Origin of the sequence: Brevibacillus sp. GCM10020057 (assembly GCF_042683565.1) — a bacterium.
Taxonomy (GTDB): Bacteria; Bacillota; Bacilli; order Brevibacillales; family Brevibacillaceae; genus Brevibacillus.
The window spans coordinates 77,118-98,830 of the sequence record NZ_JBHUJW010000018.1; the positions used below are offsets into that span (position 1 = coordinate 77,118).

Below are 21,713 nucleotides of genomic sequence, written 5' to 3' on the forward strand. Positions count from 1 at the left end.
TAATCTCCTTTTAAGAAAGGCTATGACGCTTCAGCGAGTCGGGGCAGAAGCTCGTACTTTAACAAATCGGCAGCTATTATAAAGTCTTTATTTTCTACCGCTTTCAGAATCGTACTTAGGAGCAGATTCATTTCCGATAATTTCGTTTCCTCAAATTGGTTCTGAGCTATAATCTCCGTAAGTATGGAAACAGTCTGCTCTAGTTGAACAAGGCCAGAAGAAATCTCATATCGATAAAAAGCATAGCATACATTATGAACATTTTTTTCTAATACTAACTTGTCCTGCGTCAATGAAAATTTCACCTCCACTATAATTGCTGATTTTGAAAAAAGCCAACCTTTATAACGGTTGGCTTTTCCTTTACGACTCTTCTTTTTATTAACGAAGAAGTTGGAGAACACCTTGTGGCTGTTGGTTTGCCTGAGCCAACATAGCTTGAGCCGCTTGAGACAAGATATTGTTTTTTGTAAAGTTCATCATCTCTTTAGCCATGTCTACGTCACGGATACGAGATTCAGCGGAAGTCAAGTTTTCAGAAGCGGTGTTCAGGTTGTTAATTGTGTGTTCCAAACGGTTTTGGTAAGCACCAAAGTTAGCACGCTCTTTGGACACTTTGTTAATTGCGCTGTTTACGTTTGCGATGATGGCACTAAAGTTAGTTGCAGTACTGAAGGTGGAACCTACACCTTTAGAACCAATCAGAGAGCTTACGTCCATTTTGTTGATGGACATACCGATAATTTGACCGGAGTTTGCACCAACTTGGAAAGAAACAGAGATACCGCTTTTCAGCAGTTTTTTCGTGTTAAATTCAGTTTGAGATGCGATACGGTTGATTTCTTTTTGGAGTTGAACAACCTCAGCACCCAGTTTTGCACGGTCAGTAGTGGTGTAAGTATCGTTGTTAGCTTGAACTGCCAGCTCACGCATACGTTGCAAAATGGAGTGAGTTTCGCTCAATGCACCTTCAGCAGTTTGGATCAGGGAGATACCGTCTTGAGCGTTACGGGAAGCTTGATCCAGACCACGAATTTGTGCACGCATTTTTTCGGAGATAGCAAGACCTGCAGCGTCATCACCTGCACGGTTGATACGCAGACCAGAGGAGAGCTTCTCCATAGCTTTTGCTGCCATGCTGTTGTTAGCAGTCAGTCTGTTGTAAGTGTTCAAAGCTGTCAGGTTGTGGTTGATAATCATCTTTTCTTCCTCCTTGATTGTTGCTGTCACGTCCGTGTGACAGTTTACGATTCCGAAAGGATCTCAATCGCGCGCTTGAGTTTCCCTTCCATTAATAGTATCGGAAACGTGTTCCTACTTGTTTATACTAAATTCGCTAAAAAAAGAAAAAATCTGATGTTTATTCGACATCAGACGGATCTTGATTTTTGGGTACCAGTTGCTTCAGTACATCCCAATTTGGCTTTTGCATGGAGGCAAGCTGGTTCTCTTGCTGGATCAGTTCATAAACCTCTTTTCGATGTACCTGTACGGAACGCGGGGCCTCAATCCCGATCCGTACCATTTCACCCTCTACTGCAATAATTTTTATCTCGATATGATCGCCGACGATGATAGACTCATTCTTTTTGCGCGATAGCACAAGCATGACTTCACCTACTTACTTGTCCACTTTTTGCTGAAGCTGAAAAAGCGGCTGTCGAATGGGGTAGCGTTCATCATTTAATATAACCTGCTTCGCCATGCGATTTTCAATGTTTATTACGATGGGGGCCTTCAAGTTCACCGTTACCTCGCCCTCGGTCCGGATCGTAACAATATTAACAACCATCAGTGCAGTATCATCCTGTACACGAAGTTGTTCCTTTATCACATCATCCAATACAAATTCGTAGTCGGGGAAAATTGCAAAAGGGTTAATTAGTCCAAACTCCACCGCGGGATTTTCCAACGACGAAAGAAAATAAAACGGGGTGTCATTTTCTTGCTGCTGTAGTTGGAAGAACATCAGATCCGGAAAACCCGGTATCCCATCTTCAAAGTACAGCTTTGTCCCTTCGCTGATACTGGCCAATTGCATCTTTTCACCTACTTTATCGCTTCTTGTCCACATACAAACCCACAAAATCAATAGTCAAGCTATTCCACACTTCGATTTTGCCCCGCACTTTTCCAGGGGTATAATTCAAGATCGGCTTTTTAATCTCTGGGTCCATACGCACACCGCGTACTATGACGTTTATCTCAGGCTTTTTCGCTTCATATCGGATCTCAACACCGTCCCCAATGAGCGATCCAGCAGCGATGATTTCTTTTCCCTGATAGATCCCGCTGTCTTCAAAAGCAAGGTCGGCTATAGGATTCCCCTTATTTTCGATAGCTGCAAGGCGATCGCCTTCCATACTTATCTGGGCGATCGCCTCCAGCCATTTTTGGTAGCCGTATTCAGCATTATCCTGGATTCTTCTGCGAGGAGATCGCAAGTCCAGGTTAGCCTGCGCTTCACTGGTATCAATTGTCAATTCACCGCGCGGGCTGTGGATCTCCAAAATTGCCGGTTCTTGTCTCATGTTCAATTCCGCTTTTGGCTGCTGAATCTCCTGAACCGGTTTTTCAATCTCCAAACCCAGCTGTATAAATCGTTGCTCCATACGTATTTGAGGAAGACGCATCAGATAGCCACCATCCTAATTGACGAGTTAGCGCAGAAAATCAAGGAGGGTCGGTTGAATGATTTGCGCTCCTGCACCCAAAGCGGCACGGTGTACATTTTCCTGTGTTTTCAAATTGGTGATGACTTCCGCTACATCTGCATCCTCATTTTTAGACATGAGAGCGCTGATGCTAAGCCCTTGCTCTTGCAATCGTCCCTGTACCAGTTCAATCCGATTCATTCGGGCACCGAGAGTAGCCCGCTGCGCCAAAAAGTTATCGATTTGATCATCCAGCTCACCCAGGAAAGATGTGGCATCCTGTCCGTTTTCCAATTGTGTTGCCATCTTGTCAAGAAGCTGAAAGATGTTGTCCCCAGTGCCAGAGGCTCCCTTAAAATTGAAGGTGCCTTGTGGGTTTATATTAATGGGCACCAACACACCCTCAGACATTTCCAATTTAATCTCGTTTGAATTTGTGTTTTCAAATTGTCCAGTTGTTACATTATAAGGAGGAGTTTGGGTGTCTGTTCCTGCAAAAATGTATCTGGAACCCAGCATCTGGTTCGCAATCGTCCCCATCTGCTCCTTGATTTGCCGGATTTCCTTTGCCATCGCTTCAAATGAACTGCTTTCCAGAGCACCATCACCGGAATATACAACCAACTCTCGAACCCTTTGCAAGATAGAACCTGCTTCATCCATCGATTTATCAGTCAGTTCCATCCAGGACTGCGCTTCGTCCGCATTCCGCTGGTACTGATCATTTTCAGCAAGTAACGTGCGATAGTGAATACCCCTGGCTGCAATCACCGGATCATCGGAAGGTCGATTAATCAATCGGCCTGAAGATAATTGCATTTGGAGCTTATCCATTTGTCCCATCGAACGAGAGAGATTTCGGAGCATATTGTTATTCAACATCGTTTGAGTTACACGAACAGACATTGCCCTCACCTTTCTTTCCTTTACTCTCTACCAGCAAATTCTACAGCCCCACTCGTCCCATTCCGTTAATAATCTTGTCCAAAACTTCATCCATACTTGTCATGACTCGAGCAGAAGCGCTAAAAGCGTGCTGGTATTTCACCATTTCAGCCATTTCCTCATCGAGCGAAACACCCGACACTGATTGCCGCTGTGTATCCACTTGTCCAACAAGGATCTCCGAGTTTTGCTCCATGCGTTGTGCTTCCTGGCTATCGACGCCAAGTTGAGCGATCGTATATCGGTAGAAGTCATCCAGTGTCGTTGTCTCCGGCAGTCCAGAGCTGCCAATGGTCAAATTCAACAGCTTGTATTTAATCGCAGCAATATCAAGGGCATTTGTGTTATCCCCTTCAGAAGAAGTTCCGGAAGCATCTGGCTTTGCAGCTGCAATCGCATTCAAGCTACCAAGTATGGCCGGGTTTACTGCTATCTTGGAAAAGTCTTTCGGATATGCTTTCGTATTTGGATCTTTCGCTAATTCATCCGAATCCACGAAAAAGGGGATATCCTGCGCAGGTGCTCCAGAATTGCTTTTTTGATTCGCAATATCAAAAAGATTCAACCCATTCCGATGCAGATCATTGACTTCTGTTACGATATTGATTGCAAGTGTATTCAGTCTTCCCATCATCTGCGGAATAACACCTTGCACTATTGTATTCCCCGACGCATCTACCGTGTTCATACCGCGCGCTTCCATGCTGCCGAGAAGACCACCAGATGTCGGGACAAAAGGTGCACCGCCCAATGTAATATCATTAAGTCCGGTGATCGGATTCTTTACCGCTTGCATTTCTACCGCTTCTCGTCCTGTCACCAGAGCTTGACCTTCAACGGTGACATTCACCATCCCGTTTGCCCCATTGGTTACCTTCACTTCGACAAGCTTGGAGAGTTTGTCCAGCAACAAATCCCGTTGGTCATATAAATCATTCGGTTGATAGCCGTGAGGAACGAGGTCGGAGATCTGCTTATTGAGATTTGCCAATTGCTTTGCCATAGAATTAATATCCAATACTTTTGTGGACACTACGTTATCTAAATCGGTTTGAAGCTCCGTCAGAGATGTAGAAAGCGCTGAAAATGTTTCCGTCAGGGCAATTGCTCGCTGGCGAACAACCGCACGTGCAGACAAGCTTTCAGGTTCCTTGGCTAAGTCTTGCCATGATTGCCACAGCTGATCCATCACTGTTTGCAACCCGGTATCCGAGGGCTCATTCATGATTGTTTCAATTTTGCTTAATCCGTCCAGCCTGGCTTCCCAATAACCATTGTGTTTGTTTTCATTCCGATATTGTTGATCCAGGTAATCTTCACGAAGGCGTTGCATCGAGACTACCTCAACACCCGTTCCCAATATCCCTGGTTCTACATTCGCATTCATTCCCACATACGGCAGTCCCGTTGTCGCCTGCATATTGACCCGCTGCCGGGTATACCCCTCCGTATTCGCATTCGCAATATTATGTCCCGTTGTATTCAAGGCAGACTGTTGGGCAAACAGCCCGCGTTTGCTGACTTCTAACCCATGGAAGGTAGAGCGCATATCGACACCTCTTTACGCTTTTTTATTAAAAAAAGTCCGATTCGCCTGACGGTAGCCTTCGGCAGATGGGTGGCCGTAGATGAAGTCGTCCTCCGGCGCGTCCGTGATCAGGTCGAGCGTCATGTTTACAAAAGAAAGGGATTGTTTCAGCAACTGCTGATTCAGTTCGTTCGCATCACGCAGTTCGGAAACAATCCGGATCAGTTCATTGCGACAGTCAGTCAGTCGCGTTTTCTCTTCCGCACTGGTCGTCAACTTGATCAGTTCAGCCAGCGTGCCTTCCTGCAGGGAAAAGCCCTTTTCGTTTGTCAGCTCTCTCACTGTATTCAGGCGGGCTGTCTCTGCTGCCGTGATGCCTTTCATCAGCTTCTGCTCCTGGCGGGTGATCGCCACGAGTTCGTCCACCTTGCCTTTGATCAGCACTTCTTTTTTATGCGTTGCCAGTGTGTACAGGGCCTTGTGCAGCTGGATCAAATTGTCGAGCAGTTCGTAGAGCATCTCCATCTTTGTCATGTTTCTCCCTCATCTTCCCTAGAGAGCTTGATTATTTCCTTTGCCAGAAGGAGAGAAACTTCTCCGCGATTTTTTCGCTGGAGACGCGGTAGCTCCCCTCTTCTACCTGCTTTTTCAGCTGCTCCACCTTTTCCCTGCGCTGCGGCAAATCCGGGTCTTCCACGTGTTTCAGCATTTCCAATGCTTCCGTGGAGATGTTGACTTCGTCTTTCCCCATCGGGATCTTGCCTGTTTTGCCTATCTGGGGATTGTTCGTTTTGTTGTAGGCGTTAATCCTCCCGACTCGATTGGGCTCGTTAATCCGCATGTAAAAACCATCCTCTCAAACCACCGGACATGAATAATGGATAAACAAAAACCGATGATACCTCTTAGTAGTATCATCGGCAATTTTGTAGTATGCGATTAGTTTTTTTGTACAAAACTATTCGTCAGCATTCTGCCTTCTTTGATAAGCAATTGTCCGGCTTTCTGCCTGCTTTTCTTCTTTCAGGCGCTGGTCTACCTCCAACTGCTGAGTTATATCGTGCTTCAGGTTATTGATGCACGACTCGCACAGCGTCCCCGTCTGGATCAAGGCAGTGCCGCAGCCCTCGCATGGATAAGCAAGGTTCGGATTTCCCGCCACTGTGATGCGTCCCTCTTTGATGAATTTTGTGATTTGCTTGACGCTTACGTTCGTTGCTTCACTGACCTGGTAAATGTTTGAACCGCGATTTTCCCGTTTGCGCAAAAAGCGTGCACACCGTTCGTACTCCTGTTCCACTGTTTGATAACACTTCGGACAAATGTCGCGGACGGCTTGTACAAAAAGTGCGTCGCACCGTGAACAGTTTGCTAGTTTGCCCAAGGACATGCTGCCACCCCTTTTGTGATCTTAGTTGTTCTGACCGCGCGTTCACAACCTGTTGTATGTCTTCATCATAACCCATTTTTTCCATGCTGGCTATCGGTAGATCGTCAGGGAATAAATGCTGCAGTCCTGTCCTGCATGGGCAGCGATCGTTCGCGCACAGGAGCGCAGTGTCGACCCTGTCGTGTAAATGTCGTCGATCAGCAGGATTCTGGCACCCGCCATACTTGTTCCCATACGCTCCCCGCTCCATGAAAATGCCCCCTCCATGCTTTCCTCGCGTGACGCGCGGCCTGACTGCCGGCTCAGCTTGGCCGTATTTCTGGTGCGGGCGAGCAAGGGGCGCACAGGGATCTGCAGCGCGCAGCTCAAATGCAGAGCCAGCAGGTCCACCTGATTGAAGCCTCTCTCCTCCAGGCGCTGTGTGTGCAGCGGAACGGTAGTGATACAGTCAAACGAAGTCTGCCCGTGATAACGGTACAGCGCGATCAGCAGAAGCCGGGCAAAGAGAGCGGACAGCCGCTCCTCGCCGCGATATTTGTACAGACTGAGCAAGTCTTTTCCCCATGCATTATATCTGAGCAAGCTGCGGTTGCTGTGAAGCGGTTCTGCCGTAATTTTACGGCAGTCCCGACACACCGCTTCAGCCGGACTCGCCTTGTCCAGCTCGCGGCCGCATTGCTCGCAGATCGCCTCTCCGATGACGGGCAGCCGCTCGAGGCAGCCGGAGCACAAGGCAAGGTCGGAAACCAGCCTGTACATGACGGGGTAGCGCGTTCGGCTGGACAGCAGGCGCGTCAGGGTGCGGACGACAGGCTCCCTCGCCTGCGGCACGATGCGTCTCCCGCAGCCCGCGCATTCGGCGTTTTTTACGTTCATACAGTCTGCTCCCGGGTGCGCTGCAGTGCCGCCGCGAGCTGATTCATCCTGCTGATCTGCCGGACAGCCGCTCGGGGGGCGGCAGCGCGATCGGCCTGCAGGAACAGAACCGTGCCCGTAGGATCATCCGCCGAACGGCCTACGCGCCCGGCGATCTGCACCAGTGACGCCTCGTCAAACACCGGTGCCTCTGCCCCGATGACGACGACATCACTTCGCAAAATCGTGACTCCCCGCTCCAGGATCGTCGTCGTCACCATCAGTCGGCAGCGCCTCTCCCGGAATGCGCGTACCTTTTCCTCGCGCCCTGGATCGGCTGCGTGCACGCCAGCCATTCTCGACGCCTCGTCGGGAAAAAACTTCAGGAAATAGCCCAGCACGCGGTCTACATCCTCGATGCGCGGCACGAACACAAACAGCTGCCGCTCCTCCTGCAGGCAGTCCCTAACCAGCGCCAGCAGCGGCGCAACAGGACGAGCCGCCCGCAGGCGCCTGTGCAGCCCTACGACGGTCACAATCCGCGGAACAGGCAGCGCATTGCCGTGATAACGTCCCGGGAGCATCACGTGCGTGGGCGAGGCGAGCAGCGGCAGCGGTCGCCACAGACCAAACCTGATCGGCTTTTTGACCACCAGCTTCTTTTGCAAATACCGTGGTGGAGTCGCGCTCAAATAGAGCAGCTTGCCCCCGGGCAGCACCGCTCTGGAAACGGCTCTGTAGAGCATCGGGTTGTTATGGTACGGGAACGCGTCCGCCTCGTCCAGAACGACGAGGGGAAAGCGCCGGTAATATCGCATGACCTGATGCGTCGTCGCGATGGTAATATCCGCATCCTCCCATTTTTCCATACTGGAGCCGTGGACGGCGATGACACGGGCGCAGGGAAAGACTCGCTGCAGACGCGGCGCCAGCTCCAGCACCACATCTTTGCGCGGAGTGGCGACAAGGACCCTCCCTCCTGCCGCGAGCGCCTCCGCGATCGAAGGAAACAGCAGTTCCGTCTTGCCTGCTCCGCACACCGCCCAGATGAGAAATTGCTGCGGCATGCCGGGGCGCTGGTCGGCAACGAAGCGCCTGGCTTGCTCTGCGGCTACGGCTTGCTCTCGGGAGTAGGTGCCTGTCCATTGCAATCGGGCCGCTGGCGACTGACCTGTCCGGCGAAAAGGGACAGTAGCAGAGGCTGGCACCAAGGCATCGACAGCAGAGGCCCGGAACGAGGCACCCGGAGCGCGTGCTGACACCAAGGCTCCGTCAGTTCGGGATGGCACCAGCAAATACGGCGTGCAGCACTTGCTCCTGCCCATCCCCAGGCACACCGTACAGTAGGCGCAGCCTTGCCCGCAGGTGTGGCAAACCGTCAGCTCGATGTCCCTTCGGCTGCTGCCGCATCTGTCGCAGACGAGCTCCAGCCGATGCTTCCACCAGCCCTTTTGCACCGCCAGCCGTATACCTGGGCGCCACTCGGCGGCATCGGCCAATACCAGCCTTTGCAAAACGGCACTCAAATCCGGCACGGTCTCTCCCCGCTTCGCAAGCAATGTCTCGATCTCCTCCCAAAGCAGGGAGCGGCCTGCGAGAAGGGCAAAGATTCCGGATTCTGCAGCGGAATCCGCTGTGATTGGCGTCCCCAGCGCCGCTTCCCGTTCTTCTCCATGACTGCGAATCAGAACCGACCACTGTGCCTCCTCCCAGACGAACCATTCGCGCTGCAGCAGCCTTTCGGCGGTCGCCTCCCGCCCGTACAGGGCTGCTGTCTCCCGCACACGCGATACGGCCAATTGTCTCAGCTCCGTCAGCCCGTCCTCATTCAGCGGAATGGCAGACGCCTGACGCTCCTGCAGGCGGGCATTGACGGCCTCCCGCAAGGCAAAAGCGAGGACGAGCGACGGGCTTTTGCCAATGACGTGCAGCTGGCACCCCTCCCGCTCCTGCCAAAACGACTGGTCTACCGAAAAGCAAGGCGTGACGTACGCCTGGGCAGGCTGCAAGGTCCTGGTCCCGACTTTGATATAGAGCAAATACTCGCGCACACGATCCCCTCCCCGCTCGTGCTCTGTCTGATTTCAGTGTGCAAAAAGACAGGGAGGGGCCGCAAATATTTTGCAGGGGCCAGCCCGTTAAGGAATGGCGAGTGAGGGGCAAGCGCAGAATATGGCCTGCCCGTTGTAAAAAGTACACTCAGGTCGAAGCTTCCGCCGTCTCCTGCCGCAGGTCGATGACGATGTCCGTGTGAACATGCTCCTCTTGCCCATCCGCCTGCGCCGCGTGCAAGAAGTACGGGTATCGCTCATAGATGCTGGCGATCTGTCCGGTATCGTCCGTAGAGCCAGCGTCGATCAAGGATATGCGGACAGGCTCGCCGCTCCAGTAAGAGCGAAGCAGCAGGCGGCGAATGACTCGCTCCAGCACCTGTTCGGAATTGCGCACCAACAGGCGGTAGTGGATTTGCGGGAGATCGGCGCTCTTCCTCGCGCGGTCGGCCCATTTGTCGGCCAGCAGCACAAGCAGCAAGGAGAAGCCGTATGACGCAAGCAGCCAAATCAGCAAATCTTCCATCGCGGTCATACCTCCTCTGCTAACAAGGTATGCCGGATGGCTTGGCAGCGGTGCACTCCCGCTGATTTCCGCGAGATCGGTCAGCTTGCATGCCTACGAAAAAAGACCGCTGGCTGCCCTGCCCAACGGTCTTTCGTCTTCTTACAGCTTCACCCAGCCGTTTTTGATGGAAATGACGACGGCTTGCGTACGGTCCTGAACGTTCAGCTTTTGCAAAATGCTGCTGACGTGATTTTTAACGGTTTTTTCGCTGATGAACAAAAACTCGCCAATCGCCCTGTTGCTCTTGCCCTCTGCCATCAGCTGCAATACTTCGCGCTCCCGCCGCGTCAACGATTCGATCACCTTTGGATCGATTGTCTGCGATTCGTCAATGGCAAAGCTGCGCTCGGCCGACCCTTCCTGTTCGCTCAAGCGGCGGAACTCCTCGATCAGCTTGCCCGTTACCTTGGGATGGATGTACGCGCCGCCGCTGGCTACTACCCGCACGGCTTCGACGAGGTCGCTCGTCCCCATCTCCTTGAGCAAATAACCCGAGGCACCGGAACGGAGCGTGCGATACACATACCCTTCGTCATCGTGGATGGAGAGCATGATGACCCGTGTGCTCGGGCTGGCTGCAATCACGTTCTCGGCAGCAGATACTCCATTGATGTTCGGCATATTGATATCCATCAGCAAGACATCCGGCTTGTGCTCTTCAGCCAGCCGGGCAGCCTCTGCTCCGTCCGCGCCTTCTCCGACAACCTTGAAATCCTCTTCCATCTCTAAAATACGCTTAACGCCTTCACGGAATAGTTGATGATCGTCCACAATCACAATACGGAGCTCTTGCTGTCTCTTATCCATGACTCATCCTCCTGTGCAAATTCTGTAATTTTTCACATCTTCAGCGGTATTTGAAACATTACCCTGGTTCCCTCACCTGGCGCCGATCGCATCTCGACGGAACCTTCCAGAAGCTGGACGCGCTCTTTCATACCTAATAGTCCGAACGATCCTCCCGTCGCCAACCGCTTGTTCAAATCGAATCCGACGCCGTTATCTTTGACCACGAGACTGAGCGAGTCCGGGATGAACTCCAGCTTCACCTGAACGCTGCTGGCGCAAGCGTGCTTCTCCACGTTGTTCAGGCACTCCTGAACGAGACGAAAAATCGCGGCTTTCACCGAGCTGCGCAGTGGCGGCTCGATCCCGAACACGACCAGATCAATAGAAGCTTCGATGCGCTCCTCGCACGTTTGTATGTACTTTTGCAATGTCGGGACCAATCCCAGATCGTCCAGTGCCATCGGGCGCAGGTCGAAAATGATTCTTCTCACATCGGCAAGGCTCATGCGAACCATTTCTTTCAGCTCATGCAATTCCATTTGCGCTTCCAGAATCCGCTCGTTTGCCAGCATTTTCTCGACGATCTCGGAACGAAGCACGACATTCGCCATCGACTGGGCGGGGCCATCGTGGATTTCCCGCGCCACCCGCTTGCGCTCTTCCTCCTGGGCCTGAATGATTCTAAGACCCATCAACTGATGCTGCTTCGCCGATTCCAGCGCCTCCCCGATCTTGCTCAAATCGCCGGTCAAATACCCGAGTACCACACTCATTTGCGACACCAGCTTTTCCGCACGCTCGATCGTCACCTGCAGCGTGCGCAGCTGACGCTCCAGATCGTTGCGCCGGCTCTTCAGGTTATTTTCCCGCTCCCGATAAATCGATAGCTCTACCTGAATGCGGCTCGCTTCTTCATAGGCTACACGGATGTCTTCCTCCGTGTAATCATGAAAATTGCGGCTGACCATTGCCAGGCGATTGCGCGACTTGCGATACGCCAGCTCCAGCGCATCGACCTTTTCAATCACTTTGGAAATTTCCTGACGCAGTTCATGCAAATCCATCTTCAGCGAATTGCCTTGCTGTCTGGCATGTTCGGCTATATCAAATATTTGTGTTTTGCTTGTCTCTACTGTTTCAATTGTTCGTTTAATGACTCCATCAAGCATGCTAATGTCAATCGCCTGGTTCATGACTGCTCTCCTTCAAACACATTTTTCGATTTTGTGAACAGCTGATGGAGGCCCGTTTCATCCACATCCGCCATACTGCGTCATCGTGTGGATCTTTCTGGTTTGCCCGGCTTCTGAAGGCCATGACATTTGGCTTAAACAACCAATGCTTCTCTTATGATTATAGACGTACCTACATGGGGAAAAGGTTGCATTTGCACCCCATCTTTTTTCTGACTTTTCTTTCCTTTTTCTCCCATGAATAGCCGAACGGATAAAAAGATTGCAAACTTCAAAAGGAAGAGCCTCTTGTTCCGCAGAAAGCCCCTCCTTTTTCCTCACTAAATATTCGACATCGTCTTACAAAATCCTCCGTAAGCCTTTCCCCAATTACTGGACAAAGCTGTCCGAACCGGGCGCGCGGCGCCCATGCATCTGCCGCGAAAAACAAAAAAGAGCCTGATTGCGTAAACCAGGCTCTTCTCCGTCTACTGCTTCTTATTTTGTCAAAGCTGCCGCGTCTTGCTTCAGCGCTTCTGCCTTGTCTGTTTGCTCCCAAGGAACATTCAGGTCGTTGCGGCCGAAGTGACCGTATGCAGCTGTTTGTTTGTAAATCGGACGACGCAGGTCCAGTTGCTTGATGATGCCAGCAGGACGCAGGTCGAAATGCTTGCGAACCAGTTTCACCAGATCTTCTTCGGAAATCGTTCCTGTGCCGAAAGTATCGACCGCGATGGAAACAGGTTGCGCTACCCCGATTGCGTACGCCACCTGAACTTCGCATTTGTCAGCGAGGCCAGCTGCCACGATGTTTTTCGCGACGTAGCGAGCTGCGTATGCACCGGAACGGTCCACTTTGGTCGGATCTTTCCCGGAGAACGCGCCGCCGCCGTGACGGGCATAACCGCCGTAAGTGTCTACGATGATTTTGCGGCCAGTCAAGCCAGCGTCCCCTTGTGGTCCGCCGATGACGAAACGGCCAGTCGGGTTGATGAAGTATTTGGTGTCTGCATCCAGCAGTTCAGCTGGAACGACAGGCTTGATTACATGCTCCATCAGGTCTTGCTTGATTTGTTCCAGAGTGGTTTCCGGAGCGTGTTGGGTGGAAATGACGATCGTATCGATACGAACCGGCTTGTCGCCATCGTATTCAACCGTCACTTGTGTTTTTCCATCCGGGCGCAGGTACGGCAGCGTGTCGTTTTTGCGAACTTCGGTCAGACGACGAGCCAGTTTGTGCGCCATGCTGATTGGCAGTGGCATCAGTTCAGGCGTTTCGTTGCAGGCAAAACCAAACATCAGGCCTTGGTCACCAGCACCGATCGCTTCGATTTGCTCGTCAGTCATTTTGCCTTCACGCGCTTCCAGAGCCTGGTCTACACCAAGGGCAATGTCAGCGGATTGTTCGCCGATCGCAGTGATGACACCGCAAGTATCTGCGTCAAAGCCGAATTTCGCACGATCGTAGCCGATGCCGCGGATCGTATCGCGAACGAGCTTTTGGATGTCTACATACGTACTGGTAGTAATCTCGCCAGCAACCAGAACGAGACCCGTCGTCACGGATGTTTCGCAAGCGACGCGTGCATTCGGATCTTTGGACAGAATGGCATCCAGAATGGAATCGGAAATTTGGTCACAAATTTTATCCGGATGTCCTTCTGTGACGGATTCCGATGTGAACAGACGACGACCTTTTTGCAAAGCCATGAGAAAATACCTCCTTTGACCTCATACAAATAGTGTGGTAGCCGAGTCAGGATTTTATCGACGTAAACGCATGAAAAAAACCTTTTCCAACTTGCTGGAGGAAAAGGTTTGAGCGCTTTTTGCTTCCTTCATCCTCTTATCGGCCAGAACAGATGCCTGTTCTGCTGGTTAGCACCGCGCTCTCGTCGGTTGCCGGGCTTCATGGGGCCAGTCCCTCCGCCTGCTCTGGATAAGAGTATCCATTACGGATTATAGAATAATTGTTTTTGTCTATAGTGTCAATAGACTTTTATCGAAGAGCGTATTTGCCGCGAACCATCACGTGAGAAATGCCGTCGTAGCCCGGTGCGAGACGCAAGCCGCGGTTATCGGAACGGGCAATCAGCAGCAGATGGTTCGTGCCGACGACGGCTCCGCCCCGCAGGTCTACGCCCGCTGTCAGATCAGTCAGGCCGTCTCCCTTGTCGCCTGCCACAGCCTGTACCTTGCCGGTGCGCACGATAAACTCGGTCCCTTCAAAGCCGTACAACGTCTGCCCCGGACTTACCTCCACGACAGTCAGGGTGCTTCCTCCGCCGCTGGCTGCCTGAATCTGCTGGTCTACGTAGCTTTTCGTCACGACCGGATCGTCTACCGAGCCCGGCACGCCTCCTACCCCGTCTGCCATGGCCTGGGAGGCGAAAATCGCCGCCCCTCCAATCGCTGCGGCCAACAGACCTTTGGTGACTGGTTTCATCATCGTTATCCTCCCCAGTGGTTACATTTTATATGCCTTCGCAATCAATACGACGACCTCTGCACGAGTGGCGATCCCTTGCGGCCTGAACATCGAGCCGTAGCCGTTCAGCCAGTTTCTTGCGGTGAGCGCTTCAATCGCGGGCGATGCCCAGTGGCTGGTCGGAACATCCCGGTAGCTGGACGTGCTGCGCGTATAGAGCAGGACGTTATGCGCGCGGGCAATCATCGAGGCCATCTCGGCTCGGGTAATCGGCTGATCCGGCTTCATCTGCCTGTTCGGGTAGCCCTTCATGATGCCTACCTGATAAGCGATGCCCATGCTGTTGTAAGCCCAATGCTTTTTCGGAAGGTCGCGGAACGTGGATTTGCCCGTATAGGCGGACGGAACCGGCAGTCCGCTCGCACGCATCGCCTGAATCAGCATGGTCGCAAACTGTGCCCGCGTCACCGCCGCATTTGGCTTGAATGTCGCGTCTGCAAACCCTTTGACAATGCCCCGATTGCTCAAACGAACGATCTCGGCACGCGCCCAGTGGCCGGAAATATCCCGATACCCGCCGACGAGCAACTGCTGATTCACCGTCAGCCGATACGCATCGTATTTAAAAGGTACGCCACTATTCAGACGAATGTAATACTTCCCAGGTTTCAGACGAAGCCCCAAAATGTCTTTGCCCTGATCGGACAACTCCGCCACCTCGTTCGTGGACGCGAGCGCGTAGTTGAAATTGTCGCCGCTGTAGAGCGCGATCCGCACGCCGGAGGAAACCGGAATGAACGGAGCGCGAATCGTTACGTAAGATTCCGCACTTACGGTAAATTGGAACCAGTCTGAATCGGCAGCCGTCGGCAAAGTCCCTGTCATGACGGTTCCGCCTGCCAGATTCGATGCCTGACGATACGAATCATTCGGTTCATTCACATCTTTTTTCACCGGCGTAAAGGAAAGGTCCAGCCGGTATTCCCCATTCACCGCATTCTGCTCGTATTCGCTGATACGCAGGAAGTATTTCCCCGGAGAGACTTCCTTCTGCGCCCGCTCTGACGGATCGTCGCGGTCGCCGTCGTCGTACAGCGGGTCCCACGTGGTGCTTCTTCCCTGCTCCTGCCTGCCGATCGCGAGCACCGGGTCCATCCGCTTGTTGTCCGGCGACACGGTGACGCTCAGGCGGCCGTACTCCCGGACATAGTAGGAAAACCAGTCCTGATCTCCCTCAGAGTGGAAGCTGCCGTTCACGCTGATCTGGTTGCCCACGAGCGGTCTGGCCGTGCCCATCGTATCGTTCGGTTCATTGCGGTCCGGATTAATCGTGAACTTGCTGGTGAGCACGTAGGAAAAGGCGTTCACGCCCCCGTTGCGCACCAGCCGGATGTCCAACTGCCCGGCCTTCGCCGGCACCGTGATCGTATCGCCGTTCCCGATGTAGTAGGTGGCTGGCGTCCGGTTTTCCGAGTAAAACGTCGCCGCCATCGGAGCAGAGACGATACTGTTCACCGCCGCCGTCAGGCTGACCCTGCCGTCGTACGGGACGTCCATTTTGTACCAATCCGTCGTGTCGTTCGGTCCCAGATTCCCGCGGATTTGCGACTCGATCGGGAACGCCTTGGCGCTCGATTGCACGTTGTTCGGCTCCAGAAAATCACTGGACACGGCGGATGTGACCGCCTTCTCCACGTTGAGCAAGCCGTAGCCTGTCCGCCTGTCCCAGCCTTTCTCTCCCAAATCCGTCGCCGTCTGGTAGAGCAGTTGCCGCACGTCAATCGGCCGCAGCTTTGGATAACGGGCCATAATCAGGGCAGCCGCTCCGGCTACCTGGGGTGCTGCAGCGGACGTGCCGCTGAACGATCCGTATGTACCTCCCAATCTGGTCGTAAAGACATTCAGGCCCGGCGCCATCAGATTCAGCTCGGGTCCCGAATTGGATTCGTAGATGGGTTCGTTGTTGCTTTTCACTCCGCCGACGGCAATCACAGTCGGATACGCGCCCGGATACGCGACGCGGTTGCCTTCGTTTCCGCTTGCCGCAATCAGTACGGCCCCGCTCGCCTCTGCGCGGTTCACCGCGTTGGTCAAAGCGCGCGAGTAGGACATGCTGCTCACCGACATGAGGATGACTTTGGCTCCCCTGTCCAGAGCGGTATTGATCCCTTTGGCTACGAGGTCGAGATCGGCGACGGCCCGGCTGTCCAACACTTTAATCGGCAACACTTTGGCGTTCCACAAGACACCGGATACCCCGATCCCGTTGTTCCCCCTGGCGGCCAGTACGCCGATGACCTCCGTCCCATGCCCGTTGTCATCCTGCGCCGAGCGGGCTGTCGGAACGAGATTGATGCCTGGCAGCAAGTTTTCTTTCAGGTCGGGATGGTTGTAGTCCGCTCCCGTGTCCAGCACGGCTATGGTGATGGCAGTATTGCTGTTCACTGTTTTCCATGCTTTGTCTGCCTTGATCTGGGGCAAGTGCTGCTGATTGCCGTAATAGTGGTCATTTGACCCGCTTGCGGCAAACGATGGTCCTGCATCCGCCAGCGTCATCGAGATGGCTGCAACGAGCGCAAATGCTGTCTGTATCCATTTTCTCATGAAAAACAGTCCTTCCCTCTCTCCCCTGCCGTACGTGCAGGCCAAAAGGAATTCAAAGTATTTATATCATAGCATAGCGGAACAGAAGGGGGACGCGCAAGATTTAACATCCAATATTTGGAATGTTCAAGCGGCAGCAAGGCCCTTTTCACCGTGGGCAAAAAGGGCCTCTCCATTATTGCAGCAATCCTTTGTTGTTATCTGCCACAAGAGTAGCGGCAGGTTGTCTTTTGCTTTGTCGCGCTTTCGGAACGACAGCGGTCAGCTTCGTCACATCCAGCTCTTCCTGCTTGATGGAGGTGGACGGAATGTCGAATGCCCACACCCGGTTGCTCTTCGCCTCGACCTTCATGTTTTGCAGCGTATACTGGACGCGCGCCACATTGTTGCCTTCTTCGTCATTGACGATGATCGGCACTTCTGTAAATTCCAGCCGCTTTTCCAATCCGTTGCGGAACGCCACGACTACGCGAAGCCCGTTCTCTGCGCCCTGCACGATGTCGAGCACTTGCAGATCGACCTCGCCCGGTGCCACAGGCGCAATCTTTTCCGCCAGCTTCAAGTATTTCTCGGTTTCTTCCCTGGACAGCCCCTGGTTCAGCTCCTGCCCTGCTTCTTTCGGCGCTGCCGGTTTCTGGTAGGTGAGCGTCAGCGGCACTTCGCTCTCCGGCAGTTTGCTGAATTCATCCCAGCGGAACAAAAACTCGAACGGGCGGCTGCACATATCGCCGATCGGACCGGACGGAATCAGGTCGAACGTCTTTCTTGCCACCACTTCGCCATCGGCCGTCATCAACGTCAGCGGCAACTTTTGCAAAAGGACGTTGCGGTTTGTGGCGTTGCGAATATAGGTCAACACCAGGTATCCTTCATCCGTTACTTGCGTAAAGAACGGCACGATGCCGATCTCGTCCCGCACCACCGCCGGCAGTTCGTCATGAATGTATTGCAAAAGCTCTGCTTCTGTCTCGTCCAATCGGCTGTCCCACGGACCGTTCAGCAGCAACTCCAGCTCTTTGGAAGGAATGCGCGTCGAGGACTGCTCCGGATTGTCGATCCCCGAAACACCCAAATAAAATTCTTTGTGCAAATGTTCCTGGATATCTTCACGCACTTGCTCCAGACTTTCTTTCGATCCAAACCAGTTTTCCAACAACCAACTCATAGGTCAACCTCCTCAACCCTACTGCAGAAGTATCTCTGTCATGCGCTATTCTACATCCAGCACCCATCTGCGCAGGTTCGCATTTGGTTTTTTCACGGCGCTTGGCGGGAAGACGATCAGCCACGGACGGCTGTGCCCCGGCTTTACGCGAACCACGCTCGCATCCACGGTCCCTTTTGCCACGACATCTCCATCCGTATCGGAAATGGTGATCCGCACCTTGTCCGGCTGATACATTTCGCGAAGCCCATTGCGGAACAGCAGGCCAGCTACGAGGCGGCCATCCTTCGCCATGGCGATGTCAAACCCGGTCACCTGAACCGTATTCGCAGGAATGGGCGGCAGCGAGTGGGTCAACGCTTCCAGACGGTCCTTTTGACGCTCCGTCATGCGCTTTTCCATCTCCGGGTCCAGTTCCAGATGGTTCGGCCATACGTGCGAGCTTTTGCCTGCTTTCATGACGACCTTCCAGCGCTTGAACGTGAAGTTGTCATGCAGGAAAGTCTCTTCCGGGAACAGCAGCTCCCACGGGCGGCTCGAACGCGGCGGAATCGCCCCCATCTCGGACAGGTCAACTCTCATGCGAGCAAACGGCTTGTCGTCCAAATAGATCGCCAGGCGCAGATTTTTGAAGCGGACCGGATGATCCAGCGAATTGCGGAAAAACATCGTCACCGTCAGACCGTTCGGCTGCGGAATCATGCTAAAGCCGGTCACGCTGATCATGCCCCTGACCATATCCGGCAATTCAGCCTGCAGGAAGCGCAGCGTGTACTTCTTCTCTGCATCCAGCTCCTGCTCCCACAGCGGATGCAGGGACAGCTCGGTATGGACTTTTCCGCTGCCCGCTGCCTGCGGACTTGCACTCTTTTCTACATCGGCTTCGGCATCGCTCAACTCATTGATGTCGATAGCCGCCTCTTCCTGAAGCTCCTGTTTCAGCTCCCCTTGCTCTTTTCCAAACCAGTTCTTGAAGAATGAAAACATGTGTGTTACCTCCTCACACGTCCGGACGCGACCGAAGCTGCATTATTTCTATCATAACGATTTCCACCAACGCGGGCAAATGGCTGCCCGCCTGCCAGCTCTTCCTTATGCCTGCGGCACGCTGACCTTCCAGCGGGAAAAGTCCGGCTCCGCCTTTTGCACGCTCTCTGGCGGGAAAATAAACAACCACGGCTTGCTCGTACCCGGATTCACCGTGAGGCCCTCCAGCTTAAACAGCCCCTGGGCCACGATCTCACCGGTCGCGTCGTAGAGCGCCAGCGGCAGCTGCTCAATCGAAAGCGCCCGCGCAGACCCGTTGCGGATCAGCAGCAACGCATTCAAGGCTCCCGACTCATCCCGGCGAATCTGCAAGCTCTGGACGTTTACTTCGCCTTCCGCAATCGATGGCAGTTTCCTGGCCAGCTCGATCAGCGCCTGCTTCTGCTCGTCTGACAGCGCCTTGATCCACGATTCCTCCAGCTCCAGCTGCTGGGGCAGAACCATTTTCTTCTCCGCCATTTCAAAGGCGACCTTCCAGTTCACCAGCAGGACGTCCACCTGCAGGAAGTGCTCCCGCTCAAATACAAACGACCACGGTCTTGCAGAACGCGGCGGAATCTCACCTATTTCAGCCATGGGAAAGCGTTGACGGGTAAACAACTGCTGGTCGCCAAACAATACGACAAGCGTCATCTCTCCCAAGGTTACCGGCCGCTCCGAGCTGTTGCGGACAAACGCCGTCACTTCGATCCCGGCATCATGCGGGACAAGCGATATACCCGCAAGAGATATGTTCCCTTCTGCGAGCGGCTCCAGCTCCTGTGCCATAAAGGAAAGGGCGTATTTCTCCTGTGCGCTCAGTTTCGCTTCCCAGGACGGGTGCAAGGAAAGAGAGGTCACGACGCCATGAGACGCCTCTCGATTCTGATCGGCGGTAGATGCAGGCAAAATCGATTCTTCCTGTACCTGCTGTCTGACTTCTTCCGGTGTGGGAGTTTTCCCCAATAAATTTTTCAAGAAGGATAGCATATCGTCTCTCCCAACTTATCTCTACATCTATAATAGAGTTCTGTTCGACATTCACTATAGCATAGTGGCATCCTTTTGCAACATCGAAAACTTGGCATCCCGCATCGGCAGACGCCTGATCCCGCAAGGCAGCGGCACTGTCCCCATCCCGCTGACAGACGGGGAATATTTGTTAGAATACCTGTAAGCACAGGCAATGTCAAGGAATGGCAAAAAGGCGCGGGAAGCAGAGCAAAATGCCAGACAGCCTCTCATTTGTCTGGCGTTTTGCGATTTGACCCTCGCTGCTTTTTCGTTTTCATTTGTGTGTCTGTCAACAAAGACGTAGATGGATACGTTTACGAAAGTTTTGCAGCGAGTTCTGGACAAAAAGAAAATGCCTACCCTTTAAGAGGTAGGCTCTGCCAATCTGTTGTTTCCATATGACAGGTTAGAAGAAAAGCGTTGTCCCATCATTCAGATAAATATCGATTCGCATTGCGTAGTTAGTGTGAGGTATCTTTACTGTAAACGTGACAACACCATTCGAGTCAGTTGGTGCGAGTGCTGTAACTGGGAATACTTTCAGTTCATTTGCCGTACCAGTAAATGTAACATTATCCACTTCGACCGTATCAACCGAATTATCTAAATCTTCAATTTGGGTAATGTGCTTGAATACGTAGTTTGGAATTGGGTTTCCATACTGATCTCTTGCAGTCAGCGTAATCACATTTTCGACTGGCAAATACTCTAATTGAACTGGGTTAGGAATCAAAGTTGCTGTTGAAGTATCTAATGAAATTGCCCCTACATTTACAGTTTGTAGTACTTGAGTTGGAGCATACCCTGTTGCCTCAATGACAATTGTGTGATTTCCGGGTGTGCGAATGACTCCTTGGTTAATCGTCAATGTTCCAGCGGTCAAGCTGTATTGACCAGATGTCAAAGGAGTACCATCAACGCTAACCGCTGTCACTTTCGATCTCCAGTCCGGATTATCTGTGAATGTGAGATCTAATGAATGATCCACGTCGTTCGAGGTAGTATCCGCTGTTACGATTACGCTATTCTCGTCTTATACCGTACATCTCACGGCTTTCGATTCGAGCCTACACCGTGCGGGCGACTTTCATCGCACACGGCGTTCCGTCAACGAAAAAAAGTGAAAAACATTACAATGGGCAACTAAATTATACAACAATCCAATCTTTTTTTGCTATATGCTAAATAAACTCCTTGAAATAATGGCCGTTATTTAAAGTTAGCCTCCATAAACCAAAAGAATGAAATGGGCCTGCCTCTCTCGAAACAGACCTCTTGGACAAACTTCGGGAGGTAACAGGCTGCGCTTCAAGTTTTTACGCATTATTATATGACTGGCTTTTTATCTACAATAAAAAGAGGCAAAACAAGCTCATTTCTGAACCTATTTCGCCTCTTCCTGTTCTGAATACATTTAGAAAAATGATCTATTTTTTCCAAAAATTTTCCATGCCTAGAAGCTATTAGTTAGAAGTATTTGCATTCCAAGCTGCACTGACCCCTAATCCTCCATCTTTAGGCGCA

The 21,713-nt window shown here is 52.5% G+C and carries 22 protein-coding genes and 1 riboswitch; all 22 genes read right to left on the bottom strand.

The features are described 5' to 3' along the window. Positions 1-20 precede the first annotated feature (20 nt). The gene (locus ACFSO0_RS05370) at positions 21-293 is read right to left on the bottom strand and encodes a hypothetical protein (RefSeq protein WP_376877386.1); all 273 of its coding nucleotides are present in this window, start codon (positions 291-293) and stop codon (positions 21-23) included. Between the two features lie 88 nt (positions 294-381). Continuing rightward, complete coding sequence (gene hag, locus ACFSO0_RS05375; RefSeq protein WP_376877389.1) at positions 382-1,200, bottom strand: flagellin Hag; 819 nt, start codon at positions 1,198-1,200, stop codon at positions 382-384. A 160-nt stretch (positions 1,201-1,360) separates the two neighbouring features. Next, complete coding sequence (gene csrA / locus ACFSO0_RS05380; RefSeq protein ID WP_376877392.1) at positions 1,361-1,609, bottom strand: carbon storage regulator CsrA; 249 nt, start codon at positions 1,607-1,609, stop codon at positions 1,361-1,363. Between the two features lie 12 nt (positions 1,610-1,621). Then, entirely contained in the window at positions 1,622-2,041 is a 420-nt protein-coding gene (gene fliW / locus ACFSO0_RS05385; protein WP_376877395.1) for a flagellar assembly protein FliW, read from the bottom strand. A 13-nt stretch (positions 2,042-2,054) separates the two neighbouring features. Beyond that, a complete protein-coding gene (locus tag ACFSO0_RS05390) occupies positions 2,055-2,633 on the bottom strand; it encodes a DUF6470 family protein (RefSeq protein ID WP_376877398.1) in 579 nt (192 codons plus the stop codon). Positions 2,634-2,660: 27 nt separating this feature from the next. Beyond that, positions 2,661-3,560, bottom strand: coding sequence for a flagellar hook-associated protein FlgL (gene flgL / locus ACFSO0_RS05395; RefSeq protein ID WP_376877401.1), 900 nt, complete (start codon positions 3,558-3,560; stop codon positions 2,661-2,663). A gap of 40 nt (positions 3,561-3,600) precedes the next feature. After that, on the bottom strand, positions 3,601-5,148 hold the full coding sequence (gene flgK / locus ACFSO0_RS05400; protein WP_376877404.1) for a flagellar hook-associated protein FlgK: 1,548 nt from the start codon (positions 5,146-5,148) through the stop codon (positions 3,601-3,603). Between the two features lie 12 nt (positions 5,149-5,160). Then, entirely contained in the window at positions 5,161-5,652 is a 492-nt protein-coding gene (locus ACFSO0_RS05405; RefSeq protein WP_376877461.1) for a flagellar protein FlgN, read from the bottom strand. A 40-nt stretch (positions 5,653-5,692) separates the two neighbouring features. Further along, positions 5,693-5,968 carry a flagellar biosynthesis anti-sigma factor FlgM gene (gene flgM, locus ACFSO0_RS05410; RefSeq protein WP_376877407.1) on the bottom strand — a complete coding sequence of 92 codons (276 nt, stop codon included), beginning with the start codon at positions 5,966-5,968 and terminating at the stop codon, positions 5,693-5,695. Positions 5,969-6,085: 117 nt separating this feature from the next. Then, positions 6,086-6,517 carry a TIGR03826 family flagellar region protein gene (locus ACFSO0_RS05415; RefSeq protein WP_376877410.1) on the bottom strand — a complete coding sequence of 144 codons (432 nt, stop codon included), beginning with the start codon at positions 6,515-6,517 and terminating at the stop codon, positions 6,086-6,088. Positions 6,518-6,607: 90 nt separating this feature from the next. Next, positions 6,608-7,393 carry a ComF family protein gene (locus ACFSO0_RS05420; RefSeq protein WP_376877413.1) on the bottom strand — a complete coding sequence of 262 codons (786 nt, stop codon included), beginning with the start codon at positions 7,391-7,393 and terminating at the stop codon, positions 6,608-6,610. Then, complete coding sequence (locus ACFSO0_RS05425) at positions 7,390-9,423, bottom strand: helicase-related protein (RefSeq protein ID WP_376877416.1); 2,034 nt, start codon at positions 9,421-9,423, stop codon at positions 7,390-7,392. The genes ACFSO0_RS05420 and ACFSO0_RS05425 overlap by 4 nt, the downstream gene beginning before the upstream one ends. A gap of 148 nt (positions 9,424-9,571) precedes the next feature. Beyond that, on the bottom strand, positions 9,572-9,949 hold the full coding sequence (locus ACFSO0_RS05430; RefSeq protein ID WP_376877419.1) for a glycosyltransferase family 2 protein: 378 nt from the start codon (positions 9,947-9,949) through the stop codon (positions 9,572-9,574). Between the two features lie 141 nt (positions 9,950-10,090). Beyond that, entirely contained in the window at positions 10,091-10,798 is a 708-nt protein-coding gene (locus ACFSO0_RS05435) for a response regulator (protein WP_376877422.1), read from the bottom strand. A gap of 32 nt (positions 10,799-10,830) precedes the next feature. Next, positions 10,831-11,973, bottom strand: coding sequence for a sensor histidine kinase (locus ACFSO0_RS05440; RefSeq protein ID WP_376877425.1), 1,143 nt, complete (start codon positions 11,971-11,973; stop codon positions 10,831-10,833). A 477-nt stretch (positions 11,974-12,450) separates the two neighbouring features. Beyond that, complete coding sequence (metK, locus tag ACFSO0_RS05445) at positions 12,451-13,656, bottom strand: methionine adenosyltransferase (protein ID WP_376877464.1); 1,206 nt, start codon at positions 13,654-13,656, stop codon at positions 12,451-12,453. A gap of 139 nt (positions 13,657-13,795) precedes the next feature. After that, positions 13,796-13,898, bottom strand: a riboswitch (SAM riboswitch). Between the two features lie 53 nt (positions 13,899-13,951). Continuing rightward, on the bottom strand, positions 13,952-14,401 hold the full coding sequence (locus ACFSO0_RS05450; RefSeq protein ID WP_376877428.1) for a hypothetical protein: 450 nt from the start codon (positions 14,399-14,401) through the stop codon (positions 13,952-13,954). Between the two features lie 18 nt (positions 14,402-14,419). Continuing rightward, entirely contained in the window at positions 14,420-16,984 is a 2,565-nt protein-coding gene (locus ACFSO0_RS05455; protein ID WP_376877431.1) for a S8 family peptidase, read from the bottom strand. Positions 16,985-17,159: 175 nt separating this feature from the next. Further along, the gene (locus tag ACFSO0_RS05460) at positions 17,160-18,149 is read right to left on the bottom strand and encodes an SLAP domain-containing protein (RefSeq protein ID WP_376877434.1); all 990 of its coding nucleotides are present in this window, start codon (positions 18,147-18,149) and stop codon (positions 17,160-17,162) included. A 45-nt stretch (positions 18,150-18,194) separates the two neighbouring features. After that, entirely contained in the window at positions 18,195-19,136 is a 942-nt protein-coding gene (locus ACFSO0_RS05465; RefSeq protein WP_376877437.1) for an SLAP domain-containing protein, read from the bottom strand. A 105-nt stretch (positions 19,137-19,241) separates the two neighbouring features. Continuing rightward, positions 19,242-20,165 carry an accessory Sec system S-layer assembly protein gene (locus ACFSO0_RS05470; RefSeq protein ID WP_376877440.1) on the bottom strand — a complete coding sequence of 308 codons (924 nt, stop codon included), beginning with the start codon at positions 20,163-20,165 and terminating at the stop codon, positions 19,242-19,244. A gap of 430 nt (positions 20,166-20,595) precedes the next feature. Beyond that, entirely contained in the window at positions 20,596-21,207 is a 612-nt protein-coding gene (locus tag ACFSO0_RS05475; RefSeq protein ID WP_483862238.1) for a DUF1533 domain-containing protein, read from the bottom strand. Positions 21,208-21,713 lie beyond the last annotated feature (506 nt).